Annotated in this window: 23 protein-coding genes; 15 read left to right on the top strand and 8 right to left on the bottom strand. The window is 54.8% G+C overall.

Annotated elements, in window-relative coordinates; translation table 11 throughout:
* Nucleotides 1-140 precede the first annotated feature (140 nt).
* From K9N21_18740 to K9N21_18690, 11 genes are all read left to right on the top strand, one after another.
* On the top strand, nucleotides 141-761 hold the full coding sequence (locus tag K9N21_18740) for a TetR/AcrR family transcriptional regulator (protein MCF8145950.1): 621 nt from the start codon (nucleotides 141-143) through the stop codon (nucleotides 759-761).
* Nucleotides 762-982: 221 nt separating this feature from the next.
* Complete coding sequence (locus K9N21_18735) at nucleotides 983-2,128, top strand: acyl-CoA dehydrogenase family protein (protein ID MCF8145949.1); 1,146 nt, start codon at nucleotides 983-985, stop codon at nucleotides 2,126-2,128.
* A gap of 164 nt (nucleotides 2,129-2,292) precedes the next feature.
* Nucleotides 2,293-3,576, top strand: coding sequence for an ABC transporter substrate-binding protein (locus tag K9N21_18730; protein MCF8145948.1), 1,284 nt, complete (start codon nucleotides 2,293-2,295; stop codon nucleotides 3,574-3,576).
* A 123-nt stretch (nucleotides 3,577-3,699) separates the two neighbouring features.
* Nucleotides 3,700-4,578, top strand: a complete 879-nt coding sequence (locus tag K9N21_18725; protein ID MCF8145947.1) for a branched-chain amino acid ABC transporter permease — start codon at nucleotides 3,700-3,702, stop codon at nucleotides 4,576-4,578.
* A 17-nt stretch (nucleotides 4,579-4,595) separates the two neighbouring features.
* Complete coding sequence (locus K9N21_18720; GenBank protein MCF8145946.1) at nucleotides 4,596-5,567, top strand: branched-chain amino acid ABC transporter permease; 972 nt, start codon at nucleotides 4,596-4,598, stop codon at nucleotides 5,565-5,567.
* The gene (locus K9N21_18715; protein MCF8145945.1) at nucleotides 5,567-6,304 is read left to right on the top strand and encodes an ABC transporter ATP-binding protein; all 738 of its coding nucleotides are present in this window, start codon (nucleotides 5,567-5,569) and stop codon (nucleotides 6,302-6,304) included. Before K9N21_18720 ends, K9N21_18715 begins: the two co-directional genes overlap by 1 nt.
* Nucleotides 6,301-7,008: an ABC transporter ATP-binding protein gene (locus K9N21_18710; protein ID MCF8145944.1), complete on the top strand. Its 708-nt coding sequence runs from the start codon at nucleotides 6,301-6,303 to the stop codon at nucleotides 7,006-7,008. Before K9N21_18715 ends, K9N21_18710 begins: the two co-directional genes overlap by 4 nt.
* 35 nt (nucleotides 7,009-7,043) lie before the next feature.
* Complete coding sequence (locus tag K9N21_18705; GenBank protein ID MCF8145943.1) at nucleotides 7,044-8,549, top strand: long-chain fatty acid--CoA ligase; 1,506 nt, start codon at nucleotides 7,044-7,046, stop codon at nucleotides 8,547-8,549.
* A 106-nt stretch (nucleotides 8,550-8,655) separates the two neighbouring features.
* Entirely contained in the window at nucleotides 8,656-9,834 is a 1,179-nt protein-coding gene (locus K9N21_18700) for a thiolase family protein (GenBank protein MCF8145942.1), read from the top strand.
* Between the two features lie 172 nt (nucleotides 9,835-10,006).
* Nucleotides 10,007-11,455 (top strand): 4-hydroxyphenylacetate 3-hydroxylase family protein, encoded by a 1,449-nt coding sequence (locus K9N21_18695; GenBank protein MCF8145941.1) that lies wholly within the window; start codon nucleotides 10,007-10,009, stop codon nucleotides 11,453-11,455.
* A gap of 3 nt (nucleotides 11,456-11,458) precedes the next feature.
* Nucleotides 11,459-11,746 (top strand): hypothetical protein, encoded by a 288-nt coding sequence (locus K9N21_18690; protein ID MCF8145940.1) that lies wholly within the window; start codon nucleotides 11,459-11,461, stop codon nucleotides 11,744-11,746.
* Between the two features lie 13 nt (nucleotides 11,747-11,759).
* On the opposite strand, the gene K9N21_18685 is transcribed toward K9N21_18690, so the two are convergent.
* The 4 genes from K9N21_18685 to K9N21_18670 form a co-directional block, all read right to left on the bottom strand.
* On the bottom strand, nucleotides 11,760-13,133 hold the full coding sequence (locus tag K9N21_18685; GenBank protein MCF8145939.1) for a hypothetical protein: 1,374 nt from the start codon (nucleotides 13,131-13,133) through the stop codon (nucleotides 11,760-11,762).
* 169 nt (nucleotides 13,134-13,302) lie between these two features.
* A complete protein-coding gene (locus tag K9N21_18680; protein MCF8145938.1) occupies nucleotides 13,303-16,521 on the bottom strand; it encodes a transglycosylase domain-containing protein in 3,219 nt (1,072 codons plus the stop codon).
* A gap of 130 nt (nucleotides 16,522-16,651) precedes the next feature.
* Nucleotides 16,652-17,440, bottom strand: a complete 789-nt coding sequence (locus K9N21_18675; GenBank protein ID MCF8145937.1) for a RimK family alpha-L-glutamate ligase — start codon at nucleotides 17,438-17,440, stop codon at nucleotides 16,652-16,654.
* A 184-nt stretch (nucleotides 17,441-17,624) separates the two neighbouring features.
* Nucleotides 17,625-18,944: an amidohydrolase gene (locus K9N21_18670; protein MCF8145936.1), complete on the bottom strand. Its 1,320-nt coding sequence runs from the start codon at nucleotides 18,942-18,944 to the stop codon at nucleotides 17,625-17,627.
* Between the two features lie 373 nt (nucleotides 18,945-19,317).
* On the opposite strand from K9N21_18670, the gene K9N21_18665 reads away from it, so the two are divergent.
* Genes K9N21_18665 through K9N21_18655 form a run of 3 tightly spaced genes read left to right on the top strand, consistent with a single transcriptional unit; the run spans nucleotide 19,318 to nucleotide 21,952 of the window.
* A complete protein-coding gene (locus tag K9N21_18665; protein ID MCF8145935.1) occupies nucleotides 19,318-19,944 on the top strand; it encodes a hypothetical protein in 627 nt (208 codons plus the stop codon).
* A 33-nt stretch (nucleotides 19,945-19,977) separates the two neighbouring features.
* A complete protein-coding gene (locus tag K9N21_18660) occupies nucleotides 19,978-20,769 on the top strand; it encodes a Crp/Fnr family transcriptional regulator (GenBank protein MCF8145934.1) in 792 nt (263 codons plus the stop codon).
* A 1-nt stretch (nucleotide 20,770) separates the two neighbouring features.
* Entirely contained in the window at nucleotides 20,771-21,952 is a 1,182-nt protein-coding gene (locus K9N21_18655) for a GAF domain-containing protein (GenBank protein ID MCF8145933.1), read from the top strand.
* 64 nt (nucleotides 21,953-22,016) lie between these two features.
* Here the strand turns inward: K9N21_18655 and K9N21_18650 are convergent, their stop codons facing one another.
* The 4 genes from K9N21_18650 to K9N21_18635 form a co-directional block, all read right to left on the bottom strand.
* Nucleotides 22,017-22,229, bottom strand: coding sequence for a hypothetical protein (locus K9N21_18650; GenBank protein ID MCF8145932.1), 213 nt, complete (start codon nucleotides 22,227-22,229; stop codon nucleotides 22,017-22,019).
* A gap of 49 nt (nucleotides 22,230-22,278) precedes the next feature.
* The gene (locus K9N21_18645; protein MCF8145931.1) at nucleotides 22,279-22,731 is read right to left on the bottom strand and encodes a FeS-binding protein; all 453 of its coding nucleotides are present in this window, start codon (nucleotides 22,729-22,731) and stop codon (nucleotides 22,279-22,281) included.
* A 23-nt stretch (nucleotides 22,732-22,754) separates the two neighbouring features.
* A complete protein-coding gene (locus K9N21_18640; protein MCF8145930.1) occupies nucleotides 22,755-23,735 on the bottom strand; it encodes a 4Fe-4S dicluster domain-containing protein in 981 nt (326 codons plus the stop codon).
* 722 nt (nucleotides 23,736-24,457) lie between these two features.
* Nucleotides 24,458-25,852 (bottom strand): sigma 54-interacting transcriptional regulator, encoded by a 1,395-nt coding sequence (locus K9N21_18635; protein ID MCF8145929.1) that lies wholly within the window; start codon nucleotides 25,850-25,852, stop codon nucleotides 24,458-24,460.
* A gap of 219 nt (nucleotides 25,853-26,071) precedes the next feature.
* Here K9N21_18635 and K9N21_18630 point away from each other — a divergent pair, with 219 nt between their 5' ends.
* Entirely contained in the window at nucleotides 26,072-26,344 is a 273-nt protein-coding gene (locus K9N21_18630; protein MCF8145928.1) for a sulfurtransferase TusA family protein, read from the top strand.
* The last annotated feature ends 185 nt before the right edge of the window (nucleotides 26,345-26,529 follow it).

Genomic DNA, 26,529 nt, shown 5'->3' with positions numbered 1-26,529 from the left:
TCCATTTTGGGAGATATTAGATAATTTTAAGAATTTATATTTAATGACCGATCGTTCATTAACCAGCATTCGCAAAATATCATAGCCTGCCTAAATTTCGCTGAGGAACACTCCGGAATGTAAAAGTTGAGGGGGTATCGATGCCTGCCACGAGATCAAAATCCGGCTTCCAGAAGGCCAAGATGCTGAATGTGGCCAGGAAGCTTTTCTGGGATAAGGGCTACAACGCCACGGGCATGAGGGACATCGCCAGCGCCTATGGATGCAGACCCGCCAACATCTATAATTTTTTCACCAACAAGGAAGAGATCCTCTATCAGGTCCTTCGGGAAGAGATGGAGAAAATCGTGGATCCGATTCGTCACCTCGAGGACGACACGAAGACGCCGCCCCTGGAGCAACTCCGAGAAATCATTCACGTCCATCTCAAAATCACGCTGAGCTATCGACGGTCCGCAGGGCTGCTTTTCGATGCAACATTAGACAAGCTGTCGCCACCCAGGAGAAAGGTGATTGTTGAGTACCGCGACCTGTACGACCGCGTCCTGAGAAAAGTGCTCCAACGCGGCATCGATGGAGGATATTTCCATGAAACAGACGTTAAACTGGTCGATTTCATGATCGCCTCCATGATCACCCGGAGCAGGGTCTGGTTTCATCCCAAGAAGGGCGCCAGCGTCGATCAACTGGCTGATTTCATCTTTCAGTTTACCTGTAATGGGCTCATGGGTGGCGATGGGGCCAGGCCGCGCATCGCCTGATGAGAGGGCGCTGGCCAGCAATTCTCATTGTGGAAAAATAGCCATGTGGGAGCGGCTTCCGAGCCGCGAAAAATCATGGCAAGATGCCATTCACACAGTATTCGGATTCCAAGGCTGCTTCAAAATGACAATGGGCGCTGACAGGGGGGCGGCCCATCAAGGATGACAACCACCTGTCTTACACCCATCACAAATAGCCAAGAACGAGCGAGGTCGGTGCAATGGATTTCAATCTGACGTCTGAACAGAAGATGCTGAGAGAGAGTGTAAGAAAAATCAGTGTAAACGAATTCGCCCCCCATGCAGCGGAGATAGACGAGCAGGAGACGTTCCCTTGGGAGCATAAGACCATACTGGAACAAAACGGACTCCTGGGCATTCACATTCCTGAGGAGTACGGGGGGGCCGGAGCAGGGATGATCAGTCTTGGCCTGGTCATCGAAGAGATCGCCCGGGTTTGCACCTCGTCCTCCATCATCGTTACCAACCAGGCACTTGGGGCAGACCCCATTCTGCTGGGAGGGTCCCACGAGCAGAAGATCAGATGGCTCAAGCCGCTGGCAGAAGGGCATGTTCTGGGAGGGGTAGCCATTACAGAGCCTGACGCAGGGTCTGATGTGACCGGGATCAAGACCACGGCCGTTGCGAAAGGGGATGGTTATGCGCTCAACGGGAGCAAAGTGTTTATTACGAACGGGGGGGTGGGCGAGATCTTCACCATCGTCGCCTATACGGACAAATCACAGAAGCACAGGGGGATCAGCCTTTTTGTGGTGACCAGCGACACACCAGGGTTTTCAATAGGAAAGCACGAAAAGAAGATGGGAATTCGGGGCTCCAGCACCACCGAATTGATCATGGAAGACTGTTTTGTCCCCCGGGAAAACCTGATCGGATCGCCCGGGGGGGGATTCAAGATACTGATGGATGTCCTGAACTATACACGACCCGGCGTGGGGGCCCAGGCGGTGGGGATTGCCCAGGGTGCGCTTGACGTAGCGATAGATTACACCAAGAAGAGGATGCAGTTTGGAAAGCGGTTATGCGATTTCCAGGGACTCCAATGGATGATGGCAGAGATGGCGCTGAAGGTGGAGACTGCCAGGACGATGGTGTGGAGGGCCTGCGCCACCATTGATGCCGAACCGGATTCAAAAGATATCCCCCGGTTGTCGTCGATGGCCAAGTGGTTTGCTTCTGATGCAGCCATGGCGGTTTCAACCGATGCTGTCCAACTGCTGGGCGGATACGGATACATCCGGGAATACCCGGTGGAGCGGATGATGAGGGACGCAAAAATCACGCAGATCTACGAAGGGACCAATCAGGTGCAGCGGATCATCATTGCCAATCAGCTTTTGAGATAATCTCGTAACTCATCGATCTATGACGGCCATGGTGGCGTGGGGATTTGAGTCACATGGTATTTTTGCGGAAAAGGAGGTGATAAAACAGGCTAAAAGGACATTTTGAATAGACCGGGGATAATTTGTCGTTTGGCTCGAAACCTTATCTGTCGAGGAGAAATGCCATGAAGAAATTGAGATTGGTCACATCTTTTCTTAGTCTTTTATGCTGTCTGATGTTGGGGATTATTGTAAGCCCGGCGGCGGCAGCGGATCAACCGATTGTGATTGGTTTTGTTCATACATTGAGCGGACCCGTTGCCATGTATGGCAAGAGCAGTGAAATTGGAGGACAAATCGCAGTAGAGGAAATCAACGCTGCCGGCGGCGTCCTGGGAAGGCAGTTGAAACTCGTCAGCCGTGACGACAAACTTAACCCCGAGGTGGGACTCAGGGAGGCCAAGTCTCTGGTCTTGGAGGAAAAGGCGGATTTTCTTACCGGGGCTATCAGCAGTTCTGTGACGCAGGCTATTTCTGAATATTGCAGATCCATCAAGAAGATCTATATCACCACCAATTCCCAGTCCTCCAGAACCACCGAGGAGATGGGACATCGGTACGTCTTCCGAATCTCAACCAACTCCTATCCCTATCATGGGATCCCTGCCGAGTATGCAGCCAAAAAGTGGGGCTCAAAAAAGCTGTGTGTGTGCGGACCGGATTATGAGTGGGGAAAGGTGGCCGCAAGGGACTTTGTGGAGATTTACAAAAAATTCGTCCCCGATGCCGAGGTCGTCCGCGAGGTTTGGGTTCCTCTCGGCACCAATGACTACACGCCCTTCATCTCAACCATACTGGGATCAGGGGCTGAACTGCTTCAGCATTCCTTCTACGGCGGAATGGAGTTGGCCTTTACCAAGCAGGCCTACATGATGGGCGTTTTTAAGAAGATGCACGTGTCGGCCTCCTGCGCAGGAGATGCCGAAACCTGGTACAAGGCAAAGAAGGGGGAGCCCTATCCCGAAAATGCCGTTGCGACCTGCCGATATCCCTACTATGCCATCAAGAATCCCCAGAGCCAGCAGTTCGTTGAGAAATTCGGCAAGAAATCCGAGGTGGCCGCCAACTACGCCGCCCTGGATCAGTATATCGCCGTTTACGCCCTGGCCGACGTTATCAAAGAGGTGGGATCTGTGGATACCGAGAAGATTATCGATGCGCTTGAAGGTAAAATGATCAGCACACCCTTTGACCCGCCCCTTGACAAGATCAAGATCCGGGCCTGCGATCATCAGGCGATGCTCCCTACCTGGGTGGGGATCATGGGTTTCCGAGACGATGTCTCTTTCCCGGCTTTGACACAGATCACCGTGGCCAAGGATCCGGAAACCACCTATCGGACCTGTGCCGAGATTCAAAAGCTTCGCGACCAAGCCAAAAAGGAAGGGTTGAGGACCTGGGAAAAATAGGCATTTCCCGTGATCGTCCTCTTGATCCCAAGGCTGAAGGATTCCGGTCTTGACTTCATGAGGAGAAGCTCAAATCACCCGGAATCCTGTCATCCATCATTTCATGTATAGAGGCAGGTGAGAATGTTTGCCGAGAATCTGATCAGGCAATTATTGAGCGGGTTCAGCCTGGGTATGGTGGTCTTTATCATTGCCGTAGGTCTCTCGCTTATTTTCGGCACCCTGAAGGTGCTGAACATGGCCCACGGCTCCATCTACATGCTGGGTGCCTTTCTCTGCTACTGGCTGACGTCGTCGCTGGGGGATGTGCCGGGGATCTTCTGGTGGTCGCTTCTGGTTGCGCCGCTGGGGGCGGCCCTATTCGGGGGTATCATCGAGATTCTTCTCCTGCGCCGGATCTACGGCCTGGATATGATGTACCAATGGATCCTGACGTTCGGACTAATACTCTTTATCGGGGACCTATGCAGGCTCCTGTGGGGGGTCGATTATTATATGGTGGCGCCCCCCTGGCCCCTGGATGGACCCGTAGAGGTCCTCGGCGTCTATTTTCCTGCGTATAACCTGTTCGTCATGGCGCTTGGACCGGTTATCTTGATTGGTATCGTGATACTGCTCCGTTTCACACGACTCGGGAGGGTCATCCGGGCCGCCACCTTTAATCCCGAGATGGTGGGGGCATTGGGCGTCAACGTACCCCTTACCTTTACCCTTGTATTTATGTTCGGGTGTTGGCTCGCAGGCCTGGGCGGGGCCCTGGTGGCACCCATGACTGCGGTTTCCCTTGGAATGGATGCGGCTGTTATCATCGACTGCTTCATCATTGTAGTCATTGGGGGTCTGGGGAGCACATTGGGCGCCTTTATCGGCGCGGTAATTTTTGGGCTTTCTTATGCCCTGGGCATTCTCGTGGCCCCCAAATTGGCCATCGGCATCGGATTCTTCATCATGGCAGTCATTTTGATTATCAGGCCATGGGGTCTGCTCGGGAAACCTGAATAGGGATGAGGCATACTGCAATGAAGAAACATCTGTTATTGAACCGGATCCGGGGACAACGGCTGTTCTGGTCGGTCGCGACGGTGATTTTTTTCCTGGTACTCCCAAGGATCATCAGCCTGGGTTACCTGAGCCTGGTCATTGAAATGATGATTCTCGGTGTGGCGGCGTGCGGCCTCAACCTCATCATGGGGTATGCCGGCATGGTGTCCTTTGGTCCGGCGGGATTGTATGCCACGGGGGCCTATGCCACGGCGCTCCTCATCGTGAAGTTTGGCGTCCCATTTGGATGGGCCATGATAGCAGGTCCGATCGCGGCGGCCCTGGCCGGCGTACTCATCGGCTGGTTCTGTGTTCGGCGAACAGCGGTCTATTTTGCCCTGCTGACCCTCGCCTTTTCTCAAATCATATACACCATTGTCTTTGAATGGTACAGCTTCACCGGGGGCGACAACGGCATCGTGGGTATCAAGACGCCGGGCATTCTGTCGGGCATCGAGAGCTACTACTATTTCACATTGACCGCATCCGCTGTCTGCGTAGGCCTCATGTGGATGATCGCCAACTCCTCGTTCGGAAAGGCCCTTCAGGCCATTCGGGAAAACCCCGAGCGAGCCGAATTCATTGCCATTCATGTCCGAAGATACCAGCTCGCCGCCTTCGTGCTTTCCTCTTTTTTCTTAGGCGCCGCCGGGTCCCTTTACTGCGGCTTTAACCACAATGTCTTTCCCGTTTACGCCCATTGGTCCAAGGGTGCGGACATTTTGGTGGTCTGCCTCTTAGGCGGCATGTTTCACTTTATGGGCCCTATCTTGGGGTCTGTTGTGTACATCCTTTTGGACAAGATCATTGTCAGTTTCACGGAGTACTGGCCGATGGTGCTGGGGCTGATCGTTGTCCTGTCGGTGCTCTTTCTGCGAGGGGGCATCGCGGGATTCTTATCCAGTAGATTGCTATATAAGCCAGAGGGGGAACGCGGAGGCGACAGATGATACTTGAGGTTGAGGGGTTGTCCAAGTCATTCGGCGGACTGAAGGCTGTCAGCGATGTGTGTCTTCAGATAAACGAAGGGGAGTTGAGTTCCATCATCGGCCCCAATGGCGCCGGCAAGAGCACCTTTTTTAACCTCTTGGGCGGAAAATTCCGGCCTGATTCCGGAAAGATCCTGTTTCAAGGAGAGGATATCACCGGACTCCCGCCCCACAAGGTGTGCAGAAAGGGGATGTCCAAATCATTTCAACGGCAGAATATCTTCCCGCGCCTCAATGCCTTTGAAAATATTCAGATCGCCGTGCTTTCAGAGCAGAAACGGATCAGAAATCTGGCCCTGCCGGCCGGGAGGCAATGCCGGGCGGAAACCGATCAGGTACTGGAGAGGGTGGGCCTCGAAGACAAGCGGGACAACCTCGCGGGATATCTCTCCTACGGCGATCAAAAGCGACTCGAAATAGGGATTGCCCTGGCAACCCGGCCAAGGCTCCTCCTCCTGGATGAACCCACGGCCGGCATGAGTCCCGATGAAACCGTTACCATCACACATCTGATCCAAAAACTGGCACGAGAACAGAGACTGACCCTTCTGTTTGTCGAGCATGACATGAGCGTGGTCTTCGGGATATCGGAAAAGATACGGGTGATGCATCTGGGCAGGATTATCGCGGAAGGAAATCCCGAAGAGGTCCAGTCCAATCCGGAGGTGCAGCGGATTTATCTGGGGGAGACGGCATGACGCTTTTACACATTAGCGATATGGATACCTTTTATGGACTCAGCCATATTCTGTTCGAGGTCTCGCTGGAAGTCAAGGAGGGGGAAACCGTTTGCCTTCTCGGAAGAAACGGGGTGGGTAAGACGACCACCATGAGGAGCATCATGGGCCTCTCACCCGCTCGGAGAGGAAATCTGACCTTTCGCAACGAATCCATCCGAGGGAAAAAATCGTTCCAGATTGCGAGGATGGGCATCGGGTTCGTGCCCGAGGACCGAATCATTTTTCCGAACCTCACCGTAAGAGAGAACCTGGAGTTAGGTATCAAAAGCGGGACCAAAGGTCAACCCCAGTGGACCCTCAAACGGGTCTATAAGCTCTTCCCCATCCTTGAGGCGCGCAAAAGCCAGGACGGGGCAACCCTTTCAGGGGGAGAGCAGCAGATGCTCACCATTGCGCGGACCCTCATGGGTGACCCGCTCCTCCTTCTGCTGGATGAGCCGTGCGAGGGTCTGGCCCCCCTTATCGTCAAGACATTGGGTGACCAGATCCGTCTCCTTAAAGGGGAGGGAATGACGATCCTGATTACCGAGCAGAACGCCATCTTTGCCCTGGAACTTTCCGAACGGGCCTACATACTGGAAAAGGGCGCGGTTGTCTGGCGCGGGAATGCCATGGAGCTGAAGGAGAGGCCCGATATCATGAAAAAGTACCTGGGAATCTGAACCCAACCAGAGGATCTGACGAGAGGGAGGTGGATATGAACGTAGCTCATTTCTTGACTGCGACGGCGACCCGCGTTCCGGATCACCCTGCCGTTCATTTTGGGGGAGAGACCCTCACCTATCAGGAGATGAATTGCAGCGTCGACGCCCTGGCCCACGGCCTTGCAGCATTGGGGTTGAACCCTGGGGATATCTGCATGCTCATGATGCCCAGTTCCCTCAACTGGGCACTGGTCTATTATGCACTGGCCAAGGTGGGGGCCGTTGTCGTACCCATCAATTTTCTCTATCGTCATAAAGAGCTTGCCTATATTTTTCAAGACGCCCAGCCAAAGGCCTTCATCGGCCATAGCGATTATCTGCAGGAACCGATGAACGTCATGGGCTCCACGCAGGACCTGAAGATCCGGATTGCCTCAGGGGATCATCTGCCCAAGGGTTTTATCCCCCTTGGAGACATGTTCCATTCCGAAGAAACGTTTGCGGTCTACCCGACAAACCCAGAAGACCCGTTTACCATTATCTACACCAGTGGGACCACAGGGGAACCCAAAGGTGCAGTGTTGACCCATAAGGCCCTCATGAGCGACGCCAAGGCTGTGGCAAGTGTTCGGCATACCGAGCCCCATGATGTGGTTTTGAGTGTGCTCCCTCTTTTTCACATCTATGGGATGACCCATGCGCTCAACATCTCTGTCTATCTCGGGCTAACCATCCGCATGTGGAGTGCATTTGATGAGGATGCGGTCCTGTCCGCAATCGAATCGGAAGAGAGTACCATCCTGTATGCGGTCCCCACGATGGTGAACCGATTGGTGGAGGCATCTTTCGCCCGTCCGCCAAAACGCTCCGGACTTCGCTTTGTAATATCGGGCGGCGCCTCTCTTCCGGTGGAGATCCTCCATCGATTTGAAGAAGCCTTCGGTGCGCCTATTCATGAGAGTTATGGGCTTACGGAGTTTTCACCCACATGCGTCGAGAACCCCTTCGGAAGACCGACCCGGCCGGGTTCCATCGGGCTGCCCATCCCCCCATTTCAGGCACGGATTGTGGATCAAGAGGATCGAGATGTGCCAACAGGCACAGTGGGAGAGCTTATCGTGTCCGGTCCCGCCATGATGAAAGAATACCTCAACAAACAAGAGGCGACCCGGGAGGCGCTCCGCAACGGCTGGCTCCACACCGGCGATCTGGCGCGCATGGATGAGGATGGCTATATCTATATCGTAGACCGGAAGAAAGACATGATTATTAGAGGGGGCTACAATGTGTATCCCCGTGAGGTAGAGGAGGTCCTCTATACCCATCCAGCGGTATCGGAAGGAGCGGTGGTGGGCGTTCCACATCAGGATCTGGGGGAGGAAATTGCTGCGGCTATTGTTTTGAAGCCCGGATCGAAAGTGACTCAAGACGAGCTAAGGCAGTTCGTTAAACAGGAGGTAGCCCCTTACAAATATCCAAGGATCATCAAGTTTTTTGAGGAGTTACCTAAAACGGCGGCGGGAAAGATTCAAAAGCGATCTATTTCGTTTGAAGAATGAGGCCTTCTGTCAAGGAAGCTGGCAGTGAGGAAGGTCCGTCCTGTCTTTTGAACAATTCGGTTCAGCCATTATTCTGCGAATCTTATTTTATCGAGGAGTTAGACAGATGGATGATGTGGTGATCGTCAGTGCATGCAGGACGGCCATAGGCAAACACGGCGGGGGGCTCAGGGGGCTCGGCGCCCTGGGTCTGACCATTCCCGTGATGCAGGAAGTCATGAGACGGGCCAATGTGGATCCTGGACTCATAGACGACGTGATCTGGGGATGCAATTACCAGAAGACCTATATGGAAAACAACCTGGCCCGGGTGGCTGCGGTCAAGTCGGAGATCCCGATCTCGGTGCCGGGGATTACGGTGCACCGCAACTGCACCTCCTCCATGTCCGCGGTGCAGATGGGATACTATCAGATCCGGTGCGGGGAGGCGGATGTGATCCTGGCGGGCGGAACCGACAGCATGAGCAATGCGTCCTATACCGTGGAAAAGATGCGATGGGGGTCGAGGCTGGGACATGCGGAGATGCGGGACTCCATGTGGGATTCCCTGACCAGCCTCGGCATCGGGCCGGCCATGGGGATCACGGCCGAGAACCTGGCCGAGAAATTCGGCATCAGCCGGCAGGAGCAGGACGCCTTTTCCCTTTTGAGTCATCAGCGGGTGATCCGGGCCATTGACGAGGGCCGGTTTAGGGATGAAATCCTTCCGTTGGAGGTAAAGGAAAGGAAGCAGGTCGTTTTATTCGATACGGATGAGCATCCCCGGCGCGATGCCACCCTGGAGGGGCTTTCCGTGTTGAAGCCCGCCTTTAAAGAAGACGGAACCGTCACTGCCGGCAATGCCTCGGGCATCAATGACGGGGCCTCCGGCGTGCTGATTATGTCGGACAAAAAGGCGAGGGAACTGGAGGTGCCGGTCATGGCGAGGATCGTGTCGACCGCGACCGTGGGGGTGGGTCCGGATATCATGGGGATCGGTCCGGTCCATGCCACGGAGAAGGCGCTAAAAAAGGCCGGGCTGAAACTGGACCAGATGGAATTGATCGAGGTCAACGAGGCCTTTGCAGCCCAGTATCTGGCCTGCGAAAAAGCGATGGGGCTCGACCGGGAGATCACCAACGTCAACGGCGGCGGCATCGCCCTGGGGCATCCGGTGGGGTGTACCGGAACCCGGATCATGACGACGCTCCTGTACGAGATGGAAAAAAGGGATGCCAAGAGAGGATTGGCGACCCTGTGCGCGGGCGGGGGAATGGGAACCGCCGTGATCCTGGAAAGACCATAGGGGCAATTTTGACCCGGACATGCAGGGACCCGAATGGCCCGACGCAAAGATAAAGAAAAGCGGGGCGCTCCAGAGTAAACGGTCTAATGTTTTATTCTCTGATCTCTGTGCCCCTGTGTGACGAAAACCGGAACGATGAATCAATGGGGTGAACCGACAGGAGGGATATCCAATGGCTATGATGACGGCGGAAGCATATGAGGAGAGTCTCAGGAAGCTAAACCTTCAGGTCTACATGTTCGGCGAGAGGATAGAGAATGTGGTGGACAACCCGATTATCCGGCCCTCCATGAATGCCGTGGCAAAGACCTACGAACTGGCCCATTCGCCTGAACACGAAGACCTGATGACGGCCACATCCCACATCACCGGAAAGAAGATCAACCGGTTTACCCATATCCACCAGAATGTCAGCGATCTGGTCAAGAAGAGCAAGATGGGGAGGCTCCTGGGCCGCGAGACGGGGTGTTGTTTTCAGCGATGCGTGGGTATGGATACCTTGAATGCCCTCTCCATCGTCACCTACAATATCGACGGCAAACACGGCACCACATACTACCCCCGATTTCTAAAATATCTGGAGTATATTCAGGAGAACGACCTGATGGTGGACGGCGCCATGACCGATCCCAAGGGCCACCGGGGGCTCTCCCCCCACCAGCAGCCCGACCCGGATGCGTTCCTGCGCGTGGTCGAGGAACGGGAGGACGGCATTGTGGTGCGGGGGGCCAAGGCCCATCAGACCGGTGCGGTCAATTCCCATGAGATCGTGGTCATGCCCACCCTGTCCATGCGCAAGGAAGACGCGGATTATGCGGTCTCCTTTGCCTTGCCGAGCGACGCGGAGGGGATCACCTATATCATGGGCCGTCAGTCCTGCGACACCCGGAAACTGGAAGGGGGCTCCATGGACCAGGGGAATATCCTTTTCGGCGGCCATGAGGCCCTGGTGATTTTTGACAATGTCTTCGTGCCCTGGGACCGGGTCTTCATGTACCGGGAATATGACTTTGCCGGACAGCTTGTGGAGATATTCGCCGCCTATCACCGGCAGAGTTACGCCTGCAAGGTAGGGGTGGGGGATGTCCTGATCGGCGCGGCCCAGACCGCTGCGGAGTACAACGGCGTTGAAAAGGCCTCACATGTGCGCGACAAGATCGTTGAGATGAACCACTTGAACGAGACCCTCTACTGCGGATGCATCGCCTGCGCCTCAGAAGGTCACAAGGAACCGAGCGGGACCTATTGCGTGAATATCCTCCTGGCCAATGTGCACAAGCACAACGTCACCCGGTTCCCTTTTGAACTTTCCCGCCTGGCACAGGATATTGCCGGCGGGCTGATGGTCACCCTCCCTTCGGAAAAGGACCTGCGTTCTCCTGATACCGGGAAATGGATCGATAAATACTTCAAGGCCAATCCCGGTGTGGGCACCGAGGACCGGATGCGCATCCTGCGGCTGATCGAGAATCTGACCCTGGGCACGGCCGCAGTGGGCTATTTGACCGAATCCATGCACGGCGCAGGGTCGCCCCAGGCCCAGCGGATCATGATCTCCCGCCGGGTAAACCTGGCGGAAAAACAGAAGGCTGCCAAAAGACTCTGCGGCATCGAGGAGTAGCGGGTGAGGCCGCGCATTCGGATCAAGTACTGCGGAGGGTGCAACCCCAATTATGACCGGGTGGCCCTAGTGGAAGAGATGAAAGCGCGTTTGAGCGGGATGGTGGAGTGGGCGTCTTCTGACGCTGGGTGTTTTGATCTGGTGGTTGCGGTCCAGGGGTGCGAAATCGCCTGCGCAGATCTGACCGCAGTTGATGGATACGAGATTCAGCACATCGCCTCTCCTGAGGACGCGGATCGATTTGTGGCGCATATGCGCGTGAAAGCGTCGGAGAGTATGCTCGAGAGGTAACCTGCGCCGGGCGTTATTTCAGCCTGTCCAGTTCGTTCTGTACGATGGCCATATGCGATTTAAGCTTTGGATTCAGGGGGGATGACGGATACTTGTCGATAAGGGTCTTCAGTATGGCGTAGGCTGAATCAAGGAGTTCCTTCTTTTTGGAAGGGTCGCCGGCCTTTTTTGCTGCCAGGAAGAGTTCCGCGGCCCGGTTCCTTTCCTTGTTGATCAGGCTTTCCACCGCGCGTTTCTTCAATTCAACTGACTCAGGATCGAGTTCCTGGGACGCCTCCACCCTGCTGAATGCATCGATTGCCGCTTCATAGTCCTCTTTCTCGATCATCTCCCTGGCCGTTTCCTGGGTCTCCTTCAGATAATCGTCCCGCATCTGCTTCTGGGCCTGGAATTCCGCCTCATGCCGGTCGATCTCTTCCAGTTCCCTGTCCAGCAGCTCGTTTTCAGGGCCTTCCCCCATCCGTATCCGCTCCCTCAGGATAAGGATTCGCGCCTTGCTGTAGGCATGTTCCTGGACCAGGGATCGCACCTGTTGGAGAAGCCGATCCATGGTGTACCCGCCTTCCTGCCACAGGTCGCCAGGCCCTTCGGCCGTTGCCGGCCCGGCACTTTCAGGAGGATAAGGGGGCCTCTCCTTTTCCGCTGCGCTGAGCTGCCGGCCGACCTCGCTCACAAGGGCGGCCCGTTCATCCTGATTGTCGGTCAGCCTCTCATAGGTCTCAAGTGCCCGCGCTTTCCTGCCCAATGCCATCTGCCAGCGGGCAATCCTTGAGCGGAGCAGCATGACATCCGGGACCGGTTCAAGTTCATCGGCGATCGCCTCCCCCACCTGGACGGCCTGTTCCAGATCCCCTTCCTCTGCCAGGGAAAGGGCAAACAGAAGACCGATCTCGCGGGTCAGTGCATCCGGTCCGAAGATGCTTTCAAGATTGCGCGTCGCTTGGATGACCCCCTTGAAATCCTGTCGCAGATAAAGATCGATGATCGATTGACGTTTCTCAGCAAAAAGGGCAAATGCCCCTGCATCGTCCCTGCGGACCTCCCCTTCACCATAATATGTCTCATCCATCAGGCTCACGGCCCTGAACAGAGAGAGGATGAGCCGCTGGTAGTCTGTTTCCGTGGGACGGGAGGAGGCCGATTCCTTGAGTTGCTGATACGCAATAAGCACTGCTGCCGCGGTTTCCCGGTCTCTTTCTGATAGGTCCCGGTCCGCCAGTACGCTTTTCAGGAAATGGATCTTTTGATCGATCAGCGTGTCGTCGATGAGAAGGTCGGAATGCTCCACGGCCTCCGGCGCAACCGGAACCCGGCCCTTCGGGGGGGCAGCGCACCCCGAGGCCCATGCCCCAAAAAAAACCAACAGAAGCGTACTCAGTAATTTCATGCTATCCCTTTACCATGAATCGGTTCAGACGTCCAGGGTTCCAAGGTTCAAGCCAAAGGATGCCTTTTCCGTGTGTCATCGGATGCCTCCGACGGAAACGGAGGTGATGTTTTCTATTTGCAGCGATGTCAATTTCATCCGGAGATGGTATTTGGTGTCCTGTTGAGCATTAAAACGGATCAAACTCCCTCTTGAGTTCCCATGTTCCCCCATGGGGCGCTGCCTCAGTGACAACAGAAGGTCCCTGGGAAAGCCGATGGGTTTCCCAGGGCGACAACGGTAGACCGGTTACGGGGGATACCGGCACGCTGCGTAAATCGCCCTCTCCGGCCGCAGGCCCCACCAATGGACCGCTGAAGACCAGATCAGCGGGCTCTATGCCCTTCTGAAATTCAGGGGTGTTGATGATGGCGTTTGCTGTGTCGATCCAGAGGGGAAGGGCCCCGGATGACCCATATATTTCTATATGTTTCCCCTTCATGGGGCGGTTGTCATCATAGCCGACATAGGCGGCAATCGCGTATCCGTCCGCCATGTCAAACTGATTGGTTTCCACATCGCGTCCGGGTATAAATCCCACAAAGCTGGAATTGGTGAACCGGTTGGCAGTCCCTGTCTTCCCGAAAGTGGGGATAGGGATGTCGAACATACGGACGGCATCCCTGGCCTTTCGTCCGGTTCCGGCCTCCATTACCTTTCTCAGGATTTCGGTGGTCAGTGTGGAAACCCTCTTGGACAGCACCCTTTCCGGCTCGGGGGCAAATTCGTAGATGACCTCTCCCTCCCTATCGACGATTTTTGTGATAATCGGAACCATGGCAGCGTCTTCCTCAAGAGAAAGGGGGGCCCTCTTTCCCGTCACCAGAGTCTCATAAGCCAGGGCCGCCTCCATGATGCTGATGGAATTGGGGCCCAGGGGAAATGAGAGAACCGGGTCCAGCGGAGTCGATATGCCGATTTTTTTTGAAAGATATACCACAAAGGTGAGATTGACAAGGGTCCTGAAATCCCTGATCCTGGAGAGGATCTCCAGACTGTACCGTTCATCTATGAGCAATCTTTTATAATGGGTCTGGAAGTGGGTTTCCAGGGTCTCCAATACGCCGGCAGGAATCAGATTGTCAATCCACACCTGCTTTTCCATGTCGGCATCCACGCCCTTTTCCATAAGCCATGCAAGTGTGATCGGCAGCGGTGTGGCCGGAGCGAGTCGCTGGGGATGGTCTGTGTAGACGATTCGGGTCCCGCCTCCCGGTTCAGGGACCCTGTAAAAATTGCCGAGGTCTTCAGGCAGGAGCCGGTGGATGCCGGTATCCGTCGGCGACCCGGGAGTATGCAGCTTCCGTAAAGCCCTCCTAAGCCGCGTGCGCATCTCCAGGTCAAGGCGGCGAAGCCTCTGAAAATCGTATCTCAGGATCGGGCGGGCCTCTGGATCCTCCATCTCGGGCATGCGATTATCAAGATCAAAATAGAGCCGGGTGACGTCTTCCAGGACAGACTCATGGCCTGAGAATATAATGTCGCCTCTTGCCTGGCGCTTGGATTCTTCAAAGGCCGCCTCCATGAGGGTGCCTCTGTCAACAATCACGCCGAATTGGTCCCTGATCCGCTGTTTATAGGCCTGATAAGACTCGCCTTCATCCCTTCCAAGTCCTACCAGATTGACGACCTGGCGAAATTCGCTCATATTGAGGTGATCGGTGAGATGATAGAGGAGCCAGACCGTTGCCAGGTTTTCCGATTTGGCGCCGGCCCACGTCATGGACACGGTGTCGCTCTTGGGTTCATGATCGGGCCGGGGCACATAGGATGTCCCTTCAAACTGATAGACCTCCCGCCTGTTTTTGAGGGGGTCGAGATTATTCCATTTGAGCATAAGCGCCGCAGCATAGACGATCGGCTTGAAGATGGAGCCCAACTGCCGCTTGGCATGTACGGCCCGGTTGAAATAGCGGTCAAAATACCCCCCGACCATGGCCCGTATCATCCCCCGCTGCAGCGCTATGATCCCGCCTTCCAATTCCGGCACTGTCGTGAGCATGAGTTGCGGCCCTGGGTCTTCTTCTGGATCCGCATCAGGGTCTGTCAGAAACTGGACCGGGACCCGGTCTCCCACGCGGAAGGTCTTCAGAAAGTCCGGGACCTGTTTCCGGTCGAACACGGCCCAGCTTCCCGCCTTGGCCTTGACCCATGCGCTCCCTATGGCCTTGAATCCATCAAAACCGATGATCCCGCCCCCATTGTCCCAAGCCACAACCAAGTGGCCGTTCTCCCTGTCCGGGTTAATAGAGGTAATCTGAGATAGAAAAGGGAGGTTATCTTCTGTTTCTTTTCCTCTTTTTTCAACGAGTTCCCCGCATATATCCCCTTCCTGACAGGGTCGGTAGCCGTTCAGTTGCACATCCATGAGGGGGAGACGTGTGCGGAGGCTCATGAGGGCCGCATTCTGAATATCCTTGTCCACCGATGTGTAGATGCTGATCCCGGACGTGGCGATATTGTCAACGCCCTGTTCCTCGAGAATAGCCTTGAAATAATCGGATTCGAGTTGATTCCGGATGTAATCCAGGAGCACATTCAGCCGATAGGTGACCTTTCCCTCTTCAAAAGGGACCTCCTGCTTCAACGCCTCGGCGTATTCATGGTTGGTGATGAAGTCGAGCTTACGCATGTTGGCCAATACATAATCCTTCCTGGCCTTGGCCAGCCGTCGCGCTTCCTCTTTTTCAATACGGCGTTTCTTGATAAAGGGGTTGTATCGATTCGGCCCTTTCAGCGAACCCGCAATAAATGCGGCCTCCACCAGGTCGAGATCCCGAGGGTCCTTTCCAAAAAAGTATTGGGCGGCGATCCAGAGGCCCTTTCCATACCCGGTTACAAAGAACTGGTTGGCATACATCTCGATGATTTCTTCCTTGGTGTATCGCTTCTCCAGGAGAAAGGCCTGCATCGCCTCCTTGAGCTTAGATACGTAGGATCGCTTTTCCCGCTTGAATATATTCTTGGCTGTCTGCTGGGTGATGGTGCTGCCGCCCTGCACCACCCGGCCTGCCCTCATGTTGGCGATAAAGGCCCTGACAACGGCCTTGATGTCAAACCCCATGTGATGGAAAAAGCCACTGTCTTCCGCTGCGATCAGGGCCTTGACAAATACCTTGGGCATCTCCTCGTAGGGGATGTATTTACTGTGGGTCATTTCAAAGAAGACCCCGATGGGGGTCCGGCCGTCCGAGTAATAGGCAGGGCTTTCAGAGGCAATGACCTGCTCAATGGCCCCCCGCTCGATACGCGTAGCCGCTTCCCGGCTTACCTTATAATAAAAATAACCCAGGAATCCGCAGGGGACAAGGATCAGAATGAGGAAAAAAATGATGAGGATTCGTTTCATATTGGTTGCTGGTTGCTCGTTACCGGATACTGGTTACTGGGTGCCGGCCGATACCTCATCAGCGGGGGCAAGTGCCAATAACGCAATCGCTGATGAGCTTGGCAGTTCAACAGACTTACATTTTTTGGCTTCACCCCAGTTCTCCTGACAGAAGCGCTTCTCTGATGATCTCTTTGAGATCCAGTCCTTTCATGGTCAACCCCTTGCGTCCATATTTCATATTGGCTTCCATAACATGCCACAGGCCCCTGGAGTGGATGAGATCGATGCCCACATCATTCAGCCTGCATTTCCGGGCAGCGTCCCGGGCCGTCATTACCCCTTCTTCGGGAATATGATCAAAGTCGATGGTCCCCCCCTGCGCCAGATTGCTTCTGAAGTTACCCTTGCAGGGGATGCGCCAGTAGGCCAGTATGGGCTGATAATTGATCAATACCACCCGCAGGTCCCGCTGGTGGGGGATATACTCCTGAATATAGGCGATTTTGTTACTCTTAAGATAGGCCTCGAGCGCCTCTTTGCCGTCGATCATGAAGACCCCCCGCCCCCGGGCCGAGCACCTCGGGATCTTGGCCACAAAAGGGAAGGTGAAGTCATTGAGGATATCATGATGATGGCGGCGAAAATAGATCCGGGTGCGAGGATGGGGGATCCCCAACATGTAGAAGAGGGTCGTCTGTTTGATCTTTTCGTCGGCATAAAGATAGGTCTCCAGGCTGGGGAAGATCTTTCTGCCCGACGTGCTGAGGAACTGGGCATAGTTGAGGGTGGGAAAAAGCACCAGGTCGGCATTCAGGATAAGGTCCCTTTCTTCTTGGGTATAGTCCAGAAAATTGGGTCTGACCCCCAGCGTCTCTACCTCCGGGACCCCTTTCAACCGGCTTCCCAATGAGACAAATCTTCTGTCTGCAATAACCATGGCTCTCAATCCTGGTTTTTCAGCGGAGATGTGTTTGTCCACCGATTGCGGCGCATATGCGTGCACCCGTTTTTCCGGATCTAAACATAGAGGCGCGGATGCATCCTCGCCTATCCCCGCTACAGTGCCCGGCAGTTGGATCGCCCGACCAAAAAAAAGGCGACGTTAAGGTCATCCGGCGGGCTTATCCGTTCGAAACCCATTCTCTGACTTTCATTGAACTCTCTCTGGCGTGTCCCATGATCTCTTCCAGGTCCATGGTGAGCAGTCTCCCATGGGCCATGACCAGTCGGCCGTTAATGACAACGTGGCTGACATCGCTTCCCCGGGCAGCGTATACCAGATGAGAAAAGGGATTGTACATGGGCGTCAGATGAGGCCTATTTGTCTCAACAATGATGATATCCGCCTTTTTGCCTGTCTCGATGGAACCGATGAGATCCTGAAGACCCAGGGCCCGGGCACCTTCAATGGTGGCCATTCTCAGCACGGTGACCGCATCCATGACGGTCGGATCCATGGCCCGGGCCTTATGAAGCTTGGCCGCCATGTCCATCTCTGTAAAGAGGTCCAGGTTGTTGTTGGAGGCGCAGCCGTCCGTTCCGATCCCCACGGTCACGCCACGGTTCAACAGTTCAGGTATGGGGGCGATGCCGGAGGCAAGTTTCATGTTGCTCTCAGGGTTATGAATCACTTTGACGCCATGCTCCGCAATCTGGTCGATATCCCATGTATCCAGATGCACGGCATGATCCATTATCAGACTGGGGCCCAAAAGCCCCAGGGATTCGAGGTGCTCAACCGGCGTCTTACCATACCGCTCCTTGATTTCCATGACCTCAGGGAGGGTTTCAGCCACATGAATAATGAGCGGCAGATGGTGGTCCGATGCGATCTGGTTTGCCCGGATGAGGAGATCCGGGCTGCAGGTAAACAGAGAATGGGGCTCCACAGCGATGGAAATCAGGGGATGGTGCTCCCATTTGCGGATCAGAAATTCGGTATACGCCAATCCGTTCTCCGGATCCCCGTAATTGGGAGAGGAAAAATCATAAAGGACCTCGCCTGCCAGGCATCTCATTCCGGCCCGTGACGCCGCCTCTGCTGTCTGGTCCTCAAAAAGATACATGTCGCAGAAGGTGGTGGCGCCGGATAGAATCATTTCGGCACAGGCCAGGAGGGTCCCGGTGTAGACAAAGCGAGCGTCGATTCTCTTTTCTGCCGGGAAGATGTAGTGGTTCAGCCACTCCATGAGCGGGAGGTCGTCGGCCAGACCCCTGAAGAGGCTCATGGCGGCGTGGGTGTGACCGTTGATCAGACCGGGAAGGATCAGGCCGCCTTGGGCATCGATCGTCTTTTTTGCATCAGATGCCTCATCGTCGCAGTGCCCGACCCGGACGATGGTGTCGCCGTTGATGTACACCCGGCCGTCCTCTATCACCGAATTGTCTGCGTCCATGGTCAGGATGCTGCCGTTCCTGATGATGATATCATAGGATCCCATGACACTCCCCTGTGTCGCCTCGAAGATAAGGGGCCAAGGCCCCTGACCGCCGCAACCAAAAAGGTATTGGTGCAACTCCCGGCAAATTGAGCGCTGATTGATATGGCGCCGACTTCTCCGCAGGGTGTCCCGCAAGGCGGGATTACAACCAAAAATTCCAAAGACGATGAAGGACTTTCCAAATAAAGGTTTATATGGTAAAGATCATTTGGCAATAGGTCAAGGTGTAAACGCTCACCGCCCACGGGTTCAGAGATTAACGGGTCAGGGCCCGGAGGGTCGGAGTCAACCGCTTGAGAGGTGAAGGAGCGGTCCGCCATTCTCGTTCGGGACAAATGGAGCTAACCGATTGCGCAGGCCCCGCTCAAAGCTCATGAATTTCCAATGGTTGACATTCAAGGTCCTGACGAGTTTCATGATGTTGGTGTCCTTCGGATGCGCTACGACGGCTCCGCCCAAACGGATCGATAATGTGTGCGAGATTTTCAGGGAACATTCCGACTGGTATGAAGATGCGGCTGAGTCGTACAAGCGGTGGGGCATCCCCATACCCGTTATGATGGCCCTCCTCCACCAGGAATCCAAGTATGTGGGCGATGCCAGGCCCCCAAGGACCACCTGTCTATGGATTTTCCCGGGCCCAAGACCGTCTTCGGCGTATGGATATGCCCAGGCCAAAGATGAGACATGGGAGGAATACCAGAAAAGCACGGGCAATTCATGGGCCGACAGGGATGATTTCGGCGATGCCATCGATTTTGTGGGGTGGTATTGCTATCTGAGTGTAAAACACTGCGGGATCGCCAAGAATGATGCCCGCAACCTCTACCTGGCATATCATGAAGGTCGCGGTGGGTTTAACAGAAAGACCTACGCCAAAAAGCAATGGCTCATACGGGTGGCCGATAAGGTCCAAAACAGGGCCGTGAAGTATAGAGGCCAGTTGGCCTCATGCGAGGGAGAGTTCACCGCGGGAGGCTGTTGTCTATGGCCTTTTTGAGAAGGACCTTCTGAAAGGCCCTCCTGTTTGGCCATGGAAAGGAGCGGGGTATTGAGAAAAAACCTGACGGCATTTATCGAGACGGCCCTTCTATTTAAAGGCCTCCCTGAGGCCCAGATCAGGGAGATCGAAGGCATTGTGGAGGACATGCGGTTCAAAAAGGGTGCCGCCATATTTTCGGAAGGAGACAAGGGGAACGGCTTTTATCTGGTGGCCACCGGGCTCGTCAAGATATTCAAGCTGTCCCTGGAGGGAAAGGAACAGATCCTTCATATCTTCGGTCCCGGAGAACCGTTCGGCGAGGTCCCGGTGTTTACCGGAAGGCATTTCCCTGCAAGCGCTCAGGCCATTTCCGAGTCCCGCATCCTCTTTTTTCCTCGAAAGGCATTCGTCGATCTTATCACCGCCAACCCCTCCCTCGCCCTCAATATGCTCGCGGTCCTTTCCATGCGGCTTCGCCAATTCACGGTGCAGATAGAGAACCTCTCTCTCAAGGAGGTCCCCGGCCGCCTGGCCGCCTATCTCCTCTACCTCGCTGATGAAGAGAAGCAAGAGGGCCTGATCAGGCTCAGCATCTCAAAGGCACATCTTGCCAGTCTGCTGGGGACCATCCCTGAGACCCTCTCGCGGATATTTTCAAAGATGAGCAGCCAGGGGCTTATCGAGGTAAGCGGCAGGCGTATCCGCCTGCTGGATCCTGACGGATTAGCGGCACTGGCCAAACATGGAAAAATATCGGGGGAGGCAGAATCCTTTGAATCTCCATCCGTATATTCACTCCCGGGGGCGGGCGTCTCCATGTCCCCGACTGTAAAGAGGGCTTGAAATGAACCAGTACTATAAGGAGCGATTTGAGGCCCAGCGCCGCGTCTCCAAGACCCTGGCCTCCACCATGGAGGTGAACGAGATCCTGGAACGGCTCAGAGAAGAGACCCGGAACATGATCCCCGTGGCCATGGAGGCATGTATCCTCATGCTGGATCCGGACGCGCAGAAATATACCCGTCCCCTTCAATGCGCCCTGTATGATAGACCGGTCAACTGTATTTTGTGCAAGCGAAGGCGTCCTGCGATCCAGAAGGCCATTGCCCGGAAAAAGGGGATTGTGGTCGCCAGGAGCGAGGCCATCGTCCGTCATGAAGGCGAAGAGGTAAACATCGGACCCGAAGCAGCCATTCCCATTTTTGTAGACAATAAGATATTGGCGGTCATCAGTGTGGTGGCCAGGCCCGGAACCCGTTTTACCCGAAAAGACTTCTATCTGATACAGGACCTCTCCGAGATTGCCGGGAACGCGATTATGGCTGCAAAGCGGCACTGGGCCATCACACAGGAAAAGATCGAGATCACGCAGAAACTTGCCCATCTCTCCCCCTTTGTCCCCCAGTCTGTGCGACGGATTGTGGAGAAGCACCCCGAAATGTTGACGCAGGAAAAGGAGAAGAAGGAGGTCACGGTCCTGTTTCTGGATCTGGAAGGGTATACCCGGCTCAGTTCACATCGGCCGGAAACCGAAGTGAATGAGTTGGTGGAAAAGATGTTTTCCAGCTTTGTGGACCCGATCCACCGGTCCGGCGGGGATATCAACGAAACGGCCGGAGACGGGCTGATGATCATCTTCAAAAACGACGATGCCGGGACCAATGCCTTGAACGCGGTAAAGGCCGCCTTTGACATCCGCACGCGGAATCTGGGGCTGAACCAGGAATTCGGCGGGAAATTCGGAGAGATCAACGTTAACATGGGGATCAATTCGGGGGTTGCCCTTCTGGGCATGACCACATTCAAGGGGTCTCTGGATACCCGGATGACCTATACCGCCAGCGGGCCGGTGACGAACCTGGCCGCCCGCCTGGCGGATTATGCAACGGGAGGCGATATCCTCATCGGGGAAACCACCAAAGGGCTGATCGAGGGCCTGTGGCCGGTGTTTGACCGGGGACAGGTCCTTCTCAAGGGAATCGACACCCCGCTGCGGATCTACTCCCTCTTGAGGGACGCCTCATAGAGGAACCTGGAGAATCCGGTTCCGGCGCCCTGGACAATGGGTGATTTGAAAACCGGACCGGAGCTCAGATAGTCTCTCCTTTTGCCGCTCTTTCGAGCCGGTATCTTTTTTCACTCTTGCGGCACATCTCCCAGATAATGCACTGACCCCGGAATTTGCAGTAGGTACAGGGATCGGTACAGGCCTCACAGTTTTCAAGACACTCCTGGCAGTAGCCGATCATCATTTTCTGGCACTGAACAACGGCCCGGCGTCCCTGATGATATTTGCAGTCCATATTGCGCCTTATCCTATGTGTGGTTTTCCCAATCAACGATCAACCATCGTCAATCATCAATCCCCTGGGTCCATCCGGATTTGAGGATCACGAAAATAAGCGCTGCCAGAAGATATGCCATCATGAAGCCCAGATGGGCAATATCGATCAGCAGGGTAAACCCCGGTGAAAAGGTGACATCCGGCAGATTCTTAAGGACCCTGAAGATCCCGGTGACGACAATCCCGCCCAGCAGAACGATCCTTACATAGGCGGAAGCGGTCAGATGGAATTCACGCCTCCCCCCTAGAAAGTAATCGGCAATCCAGTAGGCCAAAAGCCCCAACAGAAGGATCGCCCCCAGATAATGGATATAGTGGGTCGCATAGAAGTCGGCAGACCATCCCAGGCCCGGGATATCGGAGATATAGTAGCGTTTAAAGATGGGCATCTGCCCGAATCCGGTAAAGGCCATGACAATAAAGATCCCGATGTAGGCCCATTTAAGCCTTTTCCTACCCATTGTTGGTTCATAGACATGTGATGTCATTTCTTTCCCTCCTCATGTCGGGTCGCCCTTTTGGATGCGGCAAAAAATTTTCCCGCCGCTGCAGCGATGCCGGCGATCGGGGCGATGACCATCGCCTTTGCCAGGTTGTCGGCATGGGCCATGGCGTCCTTCACCGGCTGCAGTCCAGGCCTGCCAGGGCCCTTTTCCACGGACGCATTCAGTTTTTCAAAAGGGACCGGCGACACGTATAGGGTATTGGTCCCGCCGTTTTCCTTCTCTCCGTAGATATAGCCGTTGATCTCCTTTGCAATGGCATGGGCCTCTTTAATGATCTCATCCCGAGGGCCGATCTTTTGCACATTTTCCGGGCATGCCTCGATGCACGCGGGAAGCTTTCCCTCTTCCAGCCGGTTGTAACAGCGATCGCACTTGTACATGACGCCGTTCCCGGCAAGCGCGGGGAGGACCTCCAGGTAGAGCCCGACGCCCGTCTGACGCTGGGGGATATGCCACGGGCATACCTTTTCACATTTTGCCCCGCCGAGACAGATATCCGCGTCAATCCGCGTGATCCCGTTTTTCAGTTTTCGGGCGGCGCCCCACGGGCAGAGATCCGCACAGGGCGGGTTCTGGCAGTGCATACAGCGACGGGGAAAGGTATAGGTCTCTTCCCTCCCGTCCACCGTTACGGTGGCTTCTTGGATAAACACCCAATTATAAGGCGTCAGCCGGTCCATGTCATTCCTCTTGTCGGACCAGTCAGAGACCTTGACCCGGCTGGGATACATTTTTGGAAAGGGTTTCTTGGGTTCGGGAAACTTGGGCGCATTGACCTCTTTGCAGGCCTCCACGCATGCCTCGCACCCGATGCATTTGCGGATGTCGATAAGGGTGGCCAGTTCGTCGCCGGTCTCTCCCCTGACAGCGGTCGGAAGGGGAATAGAGGAAGCCGCCACAGCGCCTGCCGCAGCCAGGCTCCCTTTGAGAAACATTCTTCGCGATATGGCGTGTTTCATGGTTTCGTCTCCTTTATGTGTTATTGGTTCAAGAGACCGGCCGGCAAAAAAGGTTTCACTTCCCGCCCGATCTACCTTTCCTCGTTCGCAACCATGATTTGCGATCAGACGATTCAGATCCCCTCACCGACCCTGGCCCCGATTCCCCGGCGAGACTCGCAACACAGTCCGGATAGGGCGGTCATTATTTCAGGGCTTTCCTGGCATGCGTCGGGATTCAAGTGCCTTTGCGGGCCCTCCATATGCAATTGGCCCCCGTGGTCAACCACGGGGGCCAATTGCATGTTGAAGGGGGCAATCAGCAAAAGGAGGTTATGCCAAGTTTGATGCCCTTGATTATAGAATAAGCATAATTCATGCCGCATGTCAGGGCCGGAAAAGATTTTCTGGGTCTTGCCGCGCAATTTCAGCGGATTCAGGACCATGTTCATCGTCTTTCTTGAATTTACAGGGTGCATGGCGGATGCGCTGCTCGGGGAATATCCATGTTCATAATCAGTGACTGAACGAAAATCACGCCTTGGCGTGATTCAGGCACAATTGAATATCCAAGAATTGAAAAATTGAAAATTGATGGAACAAAATTTACATTAACAGAACCTCTTCTCATATTTCACTGTTTCTTGATTTTCCGGGTTTCCGTTCGGATACTTATTAACGGATGTTAATTATACTTTTGTTAACTGTTAACGATGTCAATTCCCATGGCCTTTTCATGACGCCTATGTCTGGACCGTCTTTTCCACGTGAATACCGAATGCCTTGAGCCGCTTCCAGAGGGTTACCCTGCTGATCCCGAGCAACCGGGCCGCGTCGGATTTGTTTCCGTGACTCTGTTTCAAGGCCTCCAGCAAAACCTCCCGGCTCTCGCTGTCGCGCCGGGGCCGGTCCGCCGGCGTGACCGCGGAAAAGGATCGAGATCCGCCGGTGATGCTGGCCGGCAAATGGCTCGGCAGGATTTCTTCTCCGGTGCAGAGCACAAAGGCGTATTCGATTACATTGATCAACTCCCTGACATTGCCGGGCCAGTCATATTGGGAGAGCACGCCGAGCGCATCCCTGTCAATCCCCTGAATTGGCTTTTGGGTTTTGATATGGATGCGCTGGATAAAGGCATGGACCAGCAATGGAATATCCTCGGGCCGATCCCTCAAAGGGGGGAGATGGATCGGGATCACACCGATACGATAATAGAGGTCATCCCGGAACCGTTCCTCTTCCATCAGTCTGTTGAGGTCCTTGTTGGTGGCGGACAGGATCCTGACATCCACCCGGACGGGGGTGTGGTCCCCCACCTTTTCTATCTCTTTTTCCTGGAGCACCCTCAGCAGCTTTGCCTGTGTAGAAAGGGGGAGGTCCCCGATCTCATCCAAGAAAATATCCCCATGGCTGGCCGCCTCGAATCTCCCCACCCTCGTGCGGTCCGCGCCGGTAAATGCCCCCTTCACATGGCCGAACAGCTCACTTTCCAGCAATGATTCACTGAGGGCCGCGCAATTGACTTTTATAAATGGCCCCTTGGATCGGGATCCGAGCCTATGAATGGCTGCAGCCACCAGCTCCTTACCCGTACCGCTCTCACCGTATACGATTACGGGTGCATCGGACTGAGCAGCGCTCCGGATGAGATCGAACACCTGCTGCATGGCCATCGACTTGCCGATGATCCCTTCAAAGCTGTCTTCGATGCTGAGTTCTTTTCGGAGTGAGCTGATGACCTCCTCTTTGGCCACCAGTTCCGTGCAATCGGCCAATGTCTCCACCCCTCCCACCACAATCCCGTCTTTATCTCTGAGAATCGCCGCATTCTTGATCACATAAACAGGTCTCCCGTCCTTTCTGCTCAGGGTGCATTTTCTGTTTCGAACCACTTCGTCCTTGAACAGGGCGCAATGTTTGTCGCCCCCGCGGGCCAGGGCCCCAAAGCAGCTGTCGCAGTTCAGTATTTTACACGACTGACCGATGAGTTCCTCCTGCCTGTATCCGGTCAGCTGTTCCATGGCATTGTTGACGGAAAGGATGACCCCCTCCGGATCCACGATCATGAGACCGTCCAGCATGGTCTGTACCACGGTCTCCCAGTATTGGCTGTATTCCTGATCAAGCGCCCCTTCCATTATCTTCTCCGCATCAAGTATTGTGAATTGCAGATTGATCATTCGTAAATCAATGTTAACACCTGTTAAGGTTAACGATTGGCATCGGGAAGTCAATAAAAAAACGCATTAGATGATTATATATAATATCCATTAGTTAACAAGTAGATCCTTCCCAATGCGATTGGCACCGGCTTTGCAAAGAGGAAGACAGGCATTTCTTTTTGTGCGATGGCATCCATGGGTAAAAGACCGTCCGACAGAGTTCTCGATTTACGGGGGTGGAGTTGCCCCTGGTGCATTCTCAAGGCAAAGAGCTGGCTGGTGCGCATGAAGCCGGGCCAGGTGTTGGAGGTCCTGTTTACCGACCCCGGTGTTCAGAAAAACTTTCCTCGGGTCCTGGAGCGAACCGCGGATCGCATTATCCGTTGGGAACAGAAGGAGGATTATGCCGGCATGCTGATCCGGCGGGGACCTGAACGAACAGAATCCTCAGATCCCATGACCTCCTAAGGCGGCCTGACTGCCGCAACCAAACAGGTTTCACCTATGGACGCCAGTGGGGGTCTCTGCCCAAGAGCTGCAATAAAATGCGGTCGTATCGTTCGGCGGCCGCCCCCGGGCTCCGGATAATGTTTACGGAAAGGCAGCAAGGACATACCGTCCCATAAAAGGCTGTACTTGGGGCTGGAACAGAC

It is taken from the genome of Deltaproteobacteria bacterium (assembly GCA_021737785.1).
GTDB lineage: Bacteria > Desulfobacterota > DSM-4660 > Desulfatiglandales > Desulfatiglandaceae > AUK324.
The sequence above is the reverse complement of the archived record's forward strand: the minus strand, read 5'-3'. Positions and strand labels throughout refer to the sequence as shown.